The 14824-nt window shown below is 75.3% G+C and carries 1 protein-coding gene (cut by a window edge); it reads left to right on the top strand.

Annotated elements, in window-relative coordinates:
- The first annotated feature begins 62 nt into the window (after positions 1-62).
- On the top strand, positions 63-14824 hold the 5' portion of the coding sequence (locus MUY14_RS20780; protein ID WP_247024791.1) for a type I polyketide synthase. The gene runs 12805 nt beyond the window's last position; the window shows 14762 of its 27567 coding nt (coding positions 1-14762); it begins with the start codon at positions 63-65; its stop codon lies beyond the right edge, outside the window.

Raw genomic sequence — 14824 nt, 5'->3', positions numbered from 1 at the left:
GTGGCTCCGGCGTCGCGAGGCGGCCGGGCGGCCGCTCGAACCGGATCACTGGGAGCGCCGCGGTGGATCGAGCCGAGCACGTTGTCCGCGAAGGTGCCGTCGCGATCGTGGGCCTGGCCTGCCGGCTGCCCGCGGCGCCCGCGCCCGGTGCCTTCTGGACCCTGCTGCGCGACGGTGCCGACGGCACCAGCGACGTCCCGCCGAACCGCCGCGCCGACGTCCCGCCCGGGACCCGGCGCGGGGGGTTCCTGTCCGAAGTGGACACCTTCGACGCCGCGTTCTTCGGCATCCCGGCCCGCGAGGCCGCGACCATGGACCCGCAGCAGCGCCTCGCCCTCGAACTCGGCTGGGAGGCCCTCGAAGACGCGCGGATCGTCCCGAAGACCCTCGAAGGTTCCTCGACCGGCGTCTTCGTCGGCGCCAGCGCGGACGACTACGCCACCCTGCTCAAGCAGCGCGGCGCGGACGCGATCGGGCACCACACGCTCACCGGGCAGAGCCGCGCGGTCGTCGCCAACCGCATCTCCTACGCCTTCGGCCTGCGCGGGCCGAGCCTGTCGGTGGACACCGGGCAGTCGTCGTCGCTGGTCGCCGTGCACCTCGCCTGCGAAGCCCTGCGCAGCGGCGAAGCCGAGCTGGCACTGGCCGGCGGCGTGCAGCTGAACCTGGCCCCGGAGAGCACGATCGCCGCCGACCGGTTCGGCGGGCTCTCGCCCGACGGCCGTTGCTACACCTTCGACGCACGCGCCAACGGCTACGTCCGCGGCGAAGGCGGCGGCTTCGTCGTCCTCAAGCCCCTCGCCGCCGCACTGGCCGACGGCGATCGCATCCACTGCGTCATCGAAGGCGGCGCGGTCAACAACGACGGCTTCAGCGAAACCCTCACCACACCCAGCGCCGAGGCCCAGGAAGCGGTCATCCGGGCCGCGTTGCGCCGCGCGGATGTCTCCGCCGACGCCGTCCGGTACGTCGAACTGCACGGCACCGGCACCCGCGTCGGCGATCCGCTCGAAGCCGCCGCGCTCGGTGCCGTCTTCGCGCCCGGCCGCGGCGAAGACCCGCTGTGGGTCGGCTCGGTCAAGACCAACATCGGGCACCTCGAAGGCGCCGCGGGCATCGCGGGCCTGCTGAAGGTCGCGCTTTCGCTGGCCCACGGCGAAGTCCCGCCCAGCCGCAACCACGAGCACCCGAACCCGGCCATCCGGTTCGACGACTGGCGCCTGCGCGTCGCCCTCGAAGCGGTTCCCTGGCCCGAAGCCGCCTACGCCGGCGTCTCCTCGTTCGGCATGGGCGGCACCAACTGCCACCTCGTCCTCTCCGCCGCGCCCCCGGCCCCGGAACCCCCGCCACGCAGTGAAAACGAAGCTCCCTGGGTGCTGTCGGCCCGCACCCCGGGCGCCCTCCGCGGCCAGGCCGGCGCCCTCGCCGGACGAGACGCTGACCCGCTCGACGTCGCGCATTCCCTGGCCACCACCCGCAGCGCGTTCCCGCACCGGGCCGTCGTGCTCGACCCCGCCGCCCTGCCCGCGCTCGCCGCCGGCGAACCCTCGGCCGACGTCGTCGCCGGGACGGCGGGGGAGCACCGCCTCGCGATCCTGTTCCCCGGTCAGGGTGCCCAGCGGCCCGGCATGGGCCGCGAGCTGTACCAGCGGTTCCCGGTCTTCGCCGAGGCGCTCGACGAGATCTGCGCGCGCTGCGACACCGAACGCCCGCTGCGGGACGTGCTGTTCGCCGAGCCGGGGTCGGCCGACGCCGCCGTGCTCGCCGAGACCGGGCACACCCAGCCCGCGCTCTTCGCCTACGAAGTCGCGCTGTACCGGCTGTTCGCCTCCTGGGGCGTCGAGCCGGCGTACGTCGCCGGGCACTCGGTCGGCGAGATCGCCGCCGCCCACGTCGCCGGCGTGCTGTCCCTCGACGACGCCTGCGTGCTGGTCACCGCCCGCGGCCGGCTGATGGGCTCGCTGCCGCCGGGCGGCGCGATGGTGTCGGTCCGCGCCGCCGCCGCCGAAGTCGAGCCGTTGCTGGGCGACGACGTCGTGCTCGCCGCGGTCAACGGGCCCGCCGCCGTCGTGCTCGCCGGGCCCGAGGAGCCGGTGCTGGCGCTGGCCGCCCGGCTCGAGGCCGACGGCCGCAAAGTCAGCCGCCTCGACGTCTCGCACGCCTTCCACTCGCCGCTGATGGACCCGATGCTGGCCGAGTACCGCCGGGTCGTCGAGCAGCTCGACCTGCGCCCGCCGCGGCTGCCGGTGGTCTCGACGGTGACCGGCCGCGAGATCCGCCGCGCGCAGCTGTGCACCCCCGAGCACTGGGTCCGCCAGGTGCGCGACACCGTCCGCTTCGCCGACGCCGTCACCACGTTGTCCCGCCAGGGGATCACGGCGTTCCTCGAGCTGGGACCGGACGGCACGCTCACTTCGCTGGTGCGGGGCTGCGTCGAGGGCGACGCGGTGACCGTGCGGTCGTCCCGCTCCCGCCGCCCGGAGGACTTCGGCGCCGTCGCGGCGCTGGCCGAGCTGCACGTCCACGGCATCGACGTCGACTGGACGAAGCTCACCGGCGGCGGCCGCGCGCTCGACCTGCCGACCTACGCCTTCGACCGCGAACGCCACTGGTTCGACGCCCCCCGGCCGGCCCCCGTCACGACCCCGGCCGTCGACCGCGACCTGCTGAAACTCGTCCGCGCCGAAGCCGCCGCCGTGCTCGGCGCCGAAGTCGACCCGGGGACGTCGTTCCGCGAACTGGGTTTCGACTCGGCGATGAACGTCGACCTGGCCGTCCGCCTCGGCGCCGCCACCGGCCGCACGCTGGCCACGACGGAGCTGTTCGACCACCCCACCGCCCGCGCGCTCGCCGAGCACCTCGCCGGTACCGCGCCGGTGAGCGCACCCGAGCTCGTCTCCTCCGGTGACGCCGATCCCGTCGTCATCGTCGGCCTCGGCTGCCGGTACCCGGGCGGAGCCGGTTCCCCCGAACAACTCTGGCGGCTCGTCGAGTCCGAAGTGGACGCCATCACCCCGATGCCCGGCGACCGCGGCTGGCCCGCGTCGGTGCTCGGCACCGGGCGGCCGGGCGGGTTCCTCGCCGACGTCGCCGGGTTCGACGCCGGCCTGTTCGGCATCTCGCCGCGGGAAGCCCAGGCGATGGAACCCCAGCAGCGGCTGGTGCTCGAAGTCGTCTGGGAGACCTTGGAAAGCGCCGGCATCGCGCCGTCGTCGCTGCGCGGCACCCGGACCGGCGTGTTCGTCGGCGCCACCGCGCAGGACTACGGCCCGCGGCTGGCCGAAGGCACCGGCGAAGCCGAGGGGTACGTGCTCACCGGCACCTCGCCGAGCCTGGTCTCCGGCCGGGTCGCCTACGTGCTCGGCACCGGCGGCCCCGCCGTCACCGTGGACACGGCGTGCTCGTCGTCGCTGGTCGCGCTGCACCTGGCCGTCCGCTCGGTGCGCTCGGGGGAGACGTCGCTGGCCATCGCCGGCGGGGTCACCGTGATGGCCGAGCCGGGCATCTTCGTCGAGTTCGCCAAGCAGGGCGGCCTGTCGGAAGACGGCCGCTGCAAGGCTTTCGGCGACGGCGCGGACGGCACCGGCTGGGCCGAGGGCGTCGGCATGGTCGTCGTCGAACGGCTTTCGCGCGCCCGCGAACTCGGCCACGACGTCCTCGCGGTCGTTCGCGGCTCCGCGGTCAACTCCGACGGCGCCTCCAACGGCCTCACCGCGCCCAGTGGCCCGGCCCAGCAGCGCGTGATCCGCGAGGCGCTCGGCGACGCGGGCCTCGCGCCCGCCGACGTCGACGTCCTCGAAGCGCACGGCACCGGCACCCGGCTCGGCGACCCCATCGAAGCGCGCGCCGCGCTCGCCGTGTACGGCCAGGACCGGGAAACGCCGCTGCTGCTGGGATCGGTGAAGTCGAACATCGGGCACACCCAGGCCGCGGCCGGGATCGCCGGCGTCATCAAGATGGTCGCCGCGATGCGGCACGGCGTCGTGCCGCGGACGCTGCACGCCGAAACGCCATCGTCCCACGTGGACTGGACGGCGGGCGCGATCGACCTGGTCACCGCGGCCCGCGAGTGGCCCGAGGCCGGCCGTCCGCGCCGCGCGGCCGTGTCGTCGTTCGGCATCAGCGGCACGAACGCGCACCTGATCCTGGAGCAGGCCCCGGCGGAAACCGCCGCCGAGCCTGCCCGCGAAGTCGTCGCCACCGCGGTTCCGTGGGTCGTCTCGGCGCAGTCCGAAGCGGCGCTGCGGGCGGCCGTGGACCGCATCCGGACGCTCGACGCCGACCCGGTCGACGTCGGCCACTCCCTGCTCACCACCCGTTCTTCGTTCGACCGCCGCGCCGTGCTGCTGGGCGGGGCCGAGATCGCGAGCGGCACCGCGCCCGCGGTCGAACCGGCCGTGGCCGCGGTGTTCGCCGGGCAGGGCACCCAACGGCCCGGCATGGGCCGCGAACTGGCCGCGCGGTTCCCCGTCTTCGCCGCCGCGTACGACGACGTTCGCGCGCACTTCCCGGCCGAGGTGGCGGCGGCGATCGCCACCGGTGACCCGGCGGTGCTCGACCGCACCGGCGTCGCCCAGCCCGCGCTGTTCGCCCTCGAAGTCGCGCTGTTCCGGCTCGCCGAGTCGCTCGGCGTGCGCGCCGACCGGGTCGCCGGGCACTCGATCGGCGAGCTGGCCGCGGCGCACGTCGCCGGCGTGCTGGACCTGCCGGACGCGTGCGCGCTCGTCGTCGCGCGCGGCCGCCTGATGGAGGCGCTGCCCGAAGGCGGCGCGATGATCGCGTTGCAGGCCACCGAAGACGAGGTCCGGCCGCTGCTCACCGACGGCGTCGCGATCGCCGCCGTCAACGCGCCCGAGTCGCTCGTGGTCTCCGGTGAGGAGGACACGCTGCTGCGGCTGGCGGCGTCGTTCGAGGAAGCCCGGCGGCTCTCGGTGTCGCACGCGTTCCACTCACCGCTGATGACGCCGATGCTCGACGACTTCCGGCGCGTGGCCGAAGGGCTGACGTTCCACGAGCCCGCGCTGCCGGTCGTCTCGACGGTCACCGGGCGCCCGGCCGGACCCGGCGAACTGACCGATCCCGGCTACTGGGTCGCCCAGGTCGTCGCGACCGTGCGCTTCGCCGACGCGCTGGAGTCGTTGCGGGACGACGGCATCGGGACGTTCGTCGAGATCGGCCCGGACAGCACCCTGTCCGGATTGGTCGCGCGCACGCTGCCGGACGCGTCCCCGGTGCCGCTGCTGCGCTCGGACCGCCCGGAAGAAACCGCTTTCGCGACCGCGCTCGGCCGCCTGCACGTCCTCGGCGCCGGCCTCGACTGGACGGCGTTCTACGCCGGCACCGGCGCCCGCCGCGTCGCCCTGCCCACCTACGCCTTCCAGCACGAACGCTTCTGGGTCACCGCGCGGCCCGCGGCCCGCCCGTTCGAGCGCTCGGACCACCCGCTGCTCGGCGCGGCCGTCGAACTGCCCGGCGAGGACGGCGTCGTGCTCACCGGGCACGTTTCGCCGGACGCGCTGCCGTGGCCGGCCGATCACGTCGTCGAAGACCGGATCCTGTTCCCCGGCACCGGGTTCGTCGAACTCGCGTTGCGCGCGGGCGCCGAACTCGGGTGCGGCGCGCTCGCCGAACTGACGCTGACCGCGCCGCTGCCCCTGCCGGTCGACGGCGTCACCGTGCAGGTCCGCGTCGGTGCCGACGACGGCGGCCGCCCGGTCACCGTGCACTCCCGCGCCGCCGGCGGCCCGTGGACCGAGCACGCGACCGGCCGCCTGGTCCCGGCCGTCGCGGCGCCGGTGCTCCCGGCCGCCGAGCGCGGCGAAGCGCTCGACGTCGACGAGCTGTACCCGACGCTGGCCGCGGCCGGGCTGGCCTACGGGCCGGCGTTCCGCGGGGTGCGCGCGGCCTGGCACGAAGGCGACGACCTGTGCGCGGACCTCGTGCTGCCCCAGGAGGCGGGCGATCCGGCGGGCTACCTGCTGCACCCGGCGCTGTTCGACGCCGCCCTGCACCTGGTGCCGTTCCTCGGGCTCGACCCGCGCCCGCGCGCCCGGCTGCCGTTCGTCTGGTCCGGCGTCGGCCTGCACGCGGTCGGCGCGTCCGCCCTGCGGCTGCGGATCCGCCGGCTCGGCCCGGACACCGTGACGCTGTCCGTGACCGACCCCGAAGGCGCGCCGGTCGCCACCGTCGGCTCCCTCGTGCTGCGGCCGCCGGCCGACGCCGCCCCGGCCGCGCCGCCGCTGCTGCACGTCGAGTGGACGCCCAAGGACCTCGGCGCCCCGGCCGAGCTGACCTGGGCCGTCGTCGGCGCCGACGAAGACGGCTTCGGTGCGCTGCTGGCCGGGCGGCACGCCGTGCCGTCGTCGGCCGACGTGCTGCTCGTCCCCGTCCCGGAGCCGGTGGGGGTGCCCGTCCCGGCGGGCGTCCGCCTGGCGACGTCGACGGTGCTGAGCCACCTGCGCGGGCACCTCGAGGACGACAAGCGGCTGGTGTTCCTCACCCGCGGCGGCCCGGTCGCCGCGGCGGTCGAGGGGCTCGTCCGCTCGGCGCAGGCCGAACGGCCGGGCCGGTTCTTCCTGCTGTCCGGCGTGCCCACGGCGGCGGAGCTGGCCGCGCTCCCGACGTCCGGCGAAACCGAGGTCCGCGTCCGCGACGGCCGGGTCGAGGTGCCGCGCCTCGCGCCGGTGACCGCCGCCGAGCCCGGCCCGGCCCGCTGGGGCGACGGCGCCGTCCTGATCACCGGCGGCACCGGGGGCCTCGGCGGGCACGTCGCCCGGCACCTGGTCGCGACCCACGGCGTCACGCGGCTGGTCCTCGCCGGGCGCCGGGGTGCCGACGCCCCCGGTGCCCGCGAGCTGGCCGAAGAGCTGACCGCACTCGGCGCTTCGGTCGAGCTGGCCGCCTGCGACGTCTCCGACCGCGACGCCGTCGCCGCCCTGCTCGCCGCGCACGACGTCACCGGCGTGGTGCACGCGGCCGGGGTGCTGGACGACGGCGTGCTCGACGCCTTGACCCCCGCCCGGCTCGCCCGCGTCCTCGCCCCGAAGGTCGACGCGGCCTGGCACCTGCACGAGCTGGCACCGGAGCTGTCCGCGTTCGTCGTGTTCACGTCGGTGTTCGGCGTGCTCGGCAACGGCGGCCAAGGCGCCTACACCGCGGCCAACGCGGCCCTCGACGACCTCGTCCGCACCCGTGCCGCGGCCGGGCTGCCCGCCCGCGCGATCGCGTGGGGTCCGTGGGCGCGCGAAAGCGGGATGACCGGCACGCTGTCCGAAGCGGCCGTGCGGCGGATGGCCCGCGCCGGGCTGCCGGCGCACACCGTGGAGGAAGGCCTGGCCTGGTTCGACGCGGCGCTCGCCGGGGCCGAACCCGCGGTCGTCGCCGCGCACGTCGACCGCGCCGCCGTGCGCGCGCTCGACGTCGTGCCGCCGGTGTTCCACCGCCTGGCCCCGCCGCGCCCGCGCCGTGCGGCCGCGGCGGCGACCGACTTCGGCGCGCTGGTCGTGGCGACGGTGGCGAACGTCCTCGGGCACGCGTCCGCGGCGTCGGTGGACTCGTCGCTGACCTTCCGCGAGCTGGGCCTGGACTCCCTGACGTCGGTGGAACTGCGCAACCGCCTCGCCGAAGCGACCGGGCGCCGGCTGCCCGCGACGCTCGTGTTCGACCACCCGACCCCGGACGCCGTCACCGCGTTCCTGGAAGACGGCCCTTCGCTGCGCCCGACGCGGGTCGCCGCGCCGCGCGGCGACGACCCGATCGTCGTCGTCGGCATGGCCTGCCGCTACCCGGGCGGGGTGGCGTCGCCGGAGGACTTCTGGGAGCTGCTGACCGAGGGCCGCGACGGCATCACGCCGTTCCCGGCCGACCGCGGCTGGCACGTGCCGGACGCCGGCTTCACCCGCGCGGGCGGCTTCCTGCACGAGGCCACCGGGTTCGACGCGGACTTCTTCGGCATCTCACCGCGCGACGCGCTCAGCGCCGACCCGCAGCAGCGGCTGCTGCTGGAAGTCTCGTGGGAGGCGTTCGAGCGGGCGGGCATCGACCCGACGTCGTTGAAGGGCTCGGACACCGGCGTGTTCGCCGGGGTCATGTACCACGACTACGCGGCCATCGCGCGGGATCCGGAGACGCGCGGCTTCGACGTCAACGGCACCGCGGGCAGCGTCGCGTCCGGCCGGGTCGCCTACGCGCTCGGCTTGGAGGGCCCCGCGGTCACGGTCGACACGGCGTGTTCGTCGTCGCTGGTCGCCGTGCACTGGGCGGCACAGGCGCTGAACTCGGGGGAGTGCTCGCTGGCGCTGGCCGGCGGGGTCACGGTGATGTCGACCCCGGCGACGTTCCTCGATTTCGCGCGCCAGGGCGGTCTCGCGGGCGATGGCCGCTGCAAGTCCTTTTCGGACGACGCCGACGGCACCGGGTGGTCCGAGGGCGTCGGCTTGCTCGTGCTGGAACGGCAGTCCGACGCGGTCCGCAACGGACACCGCGTTTTGGCGGTGCTGCGCGGTTCCGCGGTCAACCAGGACGGGGCTTCGAACGGCCTCACCGCGCCGAACGGCCCGTCGCAGCAACGCGTGATCCGCGCCGCGCTCGCCACCGCCGGTCTGTCCACTTCGGACGTCGACGTGGTCGAGGCGCACGGTACCGGGACGACGCTGGGCGATCCGATCGAGGCGCAGGCGCTGCTGGCGACGTACGGACAGGACCGCGAGACGCCGTTGCTGCTGGGTTCGGTGAAGTCGAACATCGGGCACACCCAGGCCGCCGCCGGGGTCGCCGGGATCATCAAGGTGATCCTCGCCATGCGCCACGGCGTCGTGCCGAAGTCGTTGTGGGCGGGCACGCCGTCGTCCCACGTGGACTGGTCGGCCGGGTCCGTCGAGCTGCTCGCCGACGCGCGCGAGTGGCCGGCGCTCGACCGGCCGCGGCGGGCCGGTGTCTCGTCGTTCGGGATCAGCGGGACCAATGCCCACGTCGTCCTCGAGGCCCCCGTCGTCGTCGCTGAGCCGGCCGCCGGGCGTCCGGTGGTGCCGTGGGTGCTCTCGGCGCGGTCCGAGGAGGCACTGACCGAGCAGATCACGCGCGTCACCTCAAGCGATTTCTCCGCGCTCGACACCGGATTCACCCTGGCGACCGCCCGGGCCAGGTTCGCGCACCGCGCCGCGCTGGTGGCCGGTGCCGACGGCGTGCGCGAGGTCGCTCGCGGGGTCGCGGCGCCGGGACCGCGGGCGTTCCTGTTCACCGGCCAGGGCGCCCAGCGGATCGGCATGGGCCGCGAACTGGCCGCGGAGTACCCGGTGTTCGCGGACGCCTTCGACGAGGTGCTGGCGGCGTTCGATCCCGCGGTGCGCTCGGTGGTGTGGGGTGCCGACGCCGAAGCGCTGGCCGAAACGGGCGTCGCGCAACCGGCGTTGTTCGCGATCGAAGTGGCACTGGCCCGGCTGCTGGCGTCGTGGGGCGTCCGCCCGGACTTCGTCGCCGGGCACTCGGTGGGGGAGATCGCGGCCGCGCACGTGGCCGGCGTGCTGTCCCTCGCCGACGCGTGCACCCTGGTGTCCGCGCGCGGACACCTGATGCAGGCCCTGCCGCGCGGCGGGGGGATGGTGGCGATCGAAGCGTCCGAAGTGGACGTCCGCGCGGCGCTGGTCGACGGCGCCGATCTGGCGGCGGTGAACGGCCCGCGGTCCGTGGTGGTTTCCGGCACCGAGGCCGCGGTCCTCGAAGTGGCATCCCGCTTCGGCAAGTCCAAGCGGCTGGCGGTCTCGCACGCGTTCCACTCGCACCTGATGGACCCGATGCTGGCCGACTTCCGCGCGGTCGTGGAGCAGCTTTCCTTCGCGCCGCCGGAGATCCCGCTGATCGCGGCCGGCGACGTCACGTCCCCGGAGTACTGGGTCGGCCACGTGCGCTCGACGGTCCGGTTCGCCGGCGCGCTCGGCTCGCTGGCTGAAGCGGGCGTGACGACGTACGTCGAGATCGGCCCGGACGCGGTGCTGTCCGGCCTGGTCGACGACCCGGCCGCGGTGGTGACGCCGGTCCTGCGCCGCGACCGTCCCGAGCCGGTCGCGCTCCTCGAGGCCCTGGGCCGCCTGCACGTGGCGGGGTCCACTGTGGACTGGACGGCGTGGTTCGCCGGTTCCGGCGCGCGGCTGGTCGAACTGCCGACGTACCCGTTCCAGCACCGGCGTTTCTGGCCGTCCGCCCCGGGCCACCCGCTGCTGGGAACCTCGTTGGACCTGACCGACGGCGGCACGGTCCTGACCGGCCTCCTGACGACGGCGACCCAGCCGTGGCTGGCCGACCACACGGTTCACGGCACCCCGGTCCTGCCCGGCACGGCGTTCGTGGAGCTGGCCCTGGCGGCGGCTCCGGACCTGGGCGTCGAGGAGCTGACGATCGAGGCGCCCCTCGCCTTGACCGCGGACCACCGGCTCCAGGTCCGGGTGAGCGCCGCGGACGGCGAAGGCGCCCGCGAGTTCACGGTGTCGTCGCGCCCGGAAGGCGCGGACGAGCCGTGGATCCGGCACGCGACCGGCCGCCTGGTCCCGGAGATCGCGCTCGTCGACGGTTCCGCGACGGACGTCTGGCCCCCCGCCGATGCGGAACCCCTCGACCTCACCGGCCTCACCGACCGCCTCGCCGCGGACGGCCTCGGCTACGGTCCCGCTTTCCCCAACCCCACCACCGCCTGGCGCCGCGACCACGAGATCTTCGCCGAAGTCGCCCTCGCCGAGCCGCAACGCGCCGACGCCACCGCGTACGGCCTCCACCCCGCCCTCTTCGACGCGACCCTCCGGCTCGTCTCCCTCCTCGACCCCGGCCTCACCGGCAGCGTCCCGTTCTCCTGGCACGGCATCACCCTCCACGCCACCGGCGCCGCGGCCCTCCGCGTCCGGCTGACCCCGGCCGACGGCGGCCTCCGCGTCACCGCCACCGACCCCGCCGGCACCCCCGTCGTCGACGTCGACCGTCTCGTCCTGCGCCGCCCCGGCACCACCAAAGCCCCGCAGCCGCTCCTGCGCCTCGACTGGATCCCCGTCACACCCCAGCCGGCCCGGGCCGACATCCTCACCGTCACCGGCGACTTCACCGACGTCCCGCGATCCCTGCGCGAAGTCACCACCCGCGTCCTGACCCAGCTTCAGGAGGCCGTCACCCACGACCGCACCCTGCTCGTCGTCATCCCCGCCGCCGACCCGGTCGCGGCCGCCGCCGGTGGTCTCGTGCGCGCCGCCCAAGCCGAGCACCCGGGCCGGTTCGTGCTCGTCGAAACCGACGGCTCCCTCGACCCGGCCGAAGCCGGCGACGAGCCCGTCCTGAAGATCGAGGGCGGCCGTCTCCACGCCGCCCGCCTCACCCGCGTCACCGCACCGCCCGCCGAACCCGCCGAGCGCGACGGCACCGTCCTCATCACCGGCGGCACCGGCGGCCTGGGCAGCGCCGTCGCCCGCCACCTCGCCGCCCGTGGCCGTGACCTGCTGCTCGTCAGCCGCTCCGGCGTCGCCGACCCCGCCCTCCTCGCCGAGCTCGGCGACCGCGTCGAGGTGGCCGCCTGCGACGTCGGCGACCGCGACGCCCTCGAGCGGCTCCTCGACGGCCGCGAGATCACCACCGTCGTCCACGCCGCCGGCGTCCTCGACGACGGCACCCTCGCCGCCCTCACCCCGGAGCGCTTCGAAAACGTCCTGCGCGCCAAGGCCGACGCCGCCTGGCACCTCCACGAACTGACCGCACCCGGCACCGAACTGGTCTTCTTCTCCTCGGTCGTCGGTACGTACGGCGGTGCCGGGCAGGCGAACTACGCCGCCGCAAACGCTTTCCTCGACGCACTCGCCCGCCGGCGCCCGCACACCGTGTCCCTCGGCTGGGGGCCGTGGGAATCCGGCAGCGGCATGACGTCGACCCTGTCCGAAGCGGACCTGCGACGGCTCGCCGAAGCCGGGATGCCGCCGCTCGCCGTGGAAGCCGGGCTCGCGCTGTTCGACGCCGCCCGCGGCGCCGGCGAGCCCGCGCTCCTCCCGCTCCCGCTCGACCTCGCCGCGATCCGGCGGCAGCCGGAGATCCCGCACGTCCTGCGTGGCCTGGTCCGGCCGGGGCGCCGTCGTGCCGCCGCCGGGTCCGCGCAGGCCGGCGACCTGACCCGCACCCTCGCGCCGCTGCCCCCGGCCGAGCGCGCCGAAGCCCTCGCCGGGCTGGTCGCCACGCACGTCGCGCTCGCCCTCGGCCACGCCGACGCCGCCGCGATCGACCCCGCCCGCGCCTTCTCCGACCTCGGCTTCGACTCGCTCAGCGGCGTCGACCTGCGCAACCGCCTCGCCGCCGCCACCGGGCTGCGCCTGCCGAGCACGCTGGTGTTCGACCACCCGACCGTCACCGCGCTCGCCACGCACCTGCTGGCCGAGCTCTTCGACGCCGACGCCCCGGCGGCCGAGGTCCGCCGCCCGGCCACGGCCACCGGCGACCCGGTCGTCATCGTCGGCATGGCCTGCCGCTACCCGGGCGGGGTCCGCACGCCGGAGGGGCTCTGGGACCTGGTCCGCGAAGGCCGCGACGCCGTCTCGGAGTTCCCCGCCGACCGCGGCTGGGACCTCGACGCCCTCTACGACCCGGACCCGGCGCACCCCGGCACGTCCTACACGCGCCACGGCGGGTTCCTGCACGACGCGGCGGAGTTCGACGCCGAGTTCTTCGGCATGAGCCCCCGCGAAGCCCTCGCCACCGACGCCCAGCAGCGGCTGCTGCTCGAGACGTCGTGGGAGGCCGTCGAGCGCGCGGGCATCGACCCGGCGAGCCTGCGCGGCACCGCGACCGGCGTCTTCGCCGGCGTGATGTACCACGACTACAGCAGTCTGCTCAGCGGCAGCGAAGACGCCGAGGGCTACCTGACCAGCGGCAGCGCGGGCAGCGTCGCGTCCGGCCGGGTGTCCTATGTGCTCGGTCTGGAAGGCCCGGCGGTCACCGTGGACACGGCGTGTTCGTCGTCGCTGGTGTCGCTGCACCTCGCCGCGCAGGCCCTGCGCTCGGGGGAGTGCGACCTCGCGCTCGCCGGCGGTGTCACGGTGATGGCGACGCCGTCGACGTTCATCGAGTTCTCCCGCCAGCGCGGCCTGTCGGCGGACGGCCGCTGCCGCTCCTTCGGTGACGGCGCGGACGGCACCGGCTGGGCCGAGGGTGCCGGAATGCTCCTGCTGGAACGGCTTTCCGACGCCGAGCGCAACGGGCACCGGATCCTGGCCGTGGTCCGGGGCAGTGCGCTCAACCAGGACGGCGCGTCGAACGGCCTCACCGCACCGAACGGCCCCTCGCAGCAACGCGTCATCCGCGCCGCGCTGGCCGACGCCGGGCTGTCCACTTCGGACGTCGACGCGGTGGACGGCCACGGCACCGGCACCCCGCTGGGCGACCCGATCGAGGCGCAGGCGCTCATCGCGACCTACGGCCGCGACCGGGAGACCCCGCTGCTGCTGGGTTCGGTGAAGTCCAACATCGGGCACACGCAAGCCGCCGCGGGTGTCGCGAGCGTGATCAAGATGGTCCTCGCGATGCGGCACGGCGTGCTGCCGCGCACCCTGCACGCGGACACCCCGTCGTCACGCATCGACTGGGCGGACGGCGGCGTCACGCTGCTCGGCGAACCGGCCGAGTGGCCCGAAAGCGGCCGGCCGCGGCGCGCGGCGGTCTCGTCGTTCGGGATCAGCGGCACCAACGCCCACGTCGTCCTCGAACAACCCCCGGCCGGCCCCGACCGGTCGCCGGTGCCCACGCCCGCGGTCGTGCCGTGGCCGCTGTCGGCGAAGTCCGAGACGGCGTTGCACGCGCAGGCGGCAGCCCTGGCCGCGTTCGCGGACGCGCCTCTCGACACCGGGCACACCCTGGCCGCCCGGTCGCGGTTCGCGCACCGGGCCGTGGTGCTCGCCACCGACCCGGCGACCACCCGAGAGGCCTTGACGCTCGACCACCCGGCCGCCGTCACGGGTGCGGCCGTGCCCGGGAAGACCGCGTTCGTGTTCAGCGGCCAAGGCGGCCAGCGCGCCGGCATGGGCCGCGAACTGGCCCGCCGGTTCCCGGTCTTCGCGGCGGCGTACGACGCCGTGCTCGCGGAGTTCGGCCCAGAGGTCGTGGCCGTCGTGCGTGGCGACGACCAGACTCGCTTGGACCGCACGGAATTCGCGCAACCGGCGTTGTTCGCCCTGCAGGTCGCATTGGTGCGGCTGGCCGAGTCCTGGGGCATCGCGCCCGACGTCGTCGCCGGGCATTCGATCGGGGAGATCGCGGCCGCGCACGCCGCCGGAGTATTTTCCCTGTCCGACGCGTGCCGCCTGGTCGTCGCGCGCGGCGCGCTGATGCAGGCACTGCCCGACGGCGGTGCGATGGTCGCGGTGGTGGCGAGCGAGGAGGAGGTCCGGCCGCTGCTCGGCCCGGACGTCGCGATCGCCGCCGTCAACGGGCCCCGGTCGATCGTCCTTTCCGGAACGACCTCGGCGGTCGACGCGGTGGCCTCCCGGTTCGAGAAGACGCGTCGGCTTGCGGTGTCGCACGCGTTCCACTCGCCGTTGATGGAGCCGATGCTCGCGGAGTTCGCCGAAGTCCTTCGTGGATTGACTTTTTCTTCTCTGCGAATCCCCTTCGTTTCCACTGTGGATTCCAAGGTGAAACCGACCACTGTGGACTATTGGGTGCGGCACGCCCGGGAGGCGGTCCGGTTCGCCGACGCCGTCACGACGTTGACCGGATCCGGCGTGACGAGGTTCGTCGAGGCGGGGCCGGACGGCGTGCTGTCCGCGCTGGTGCCCGAGGGTCTCGCGGTGCCGCTGATGCGGCGCGACCG

The organism is Amycolatopsis sp. FBCC-B4732, assembly GCF_023008405.1.
In the GTDB taxonomy this organism is placed as follows: Bacteria; Actinomycetota; Actinomycetes; order Mycobacteriales; family Pseudonocardiaceae; genus Amycolatopsis; species Amycolatopsis pretoriensis_A.
The sequence above is the reverse complement of the archived record's forward strand: the minus strand, read 5'-3'. Positions and strand labels throughout refer to the sequence as shown.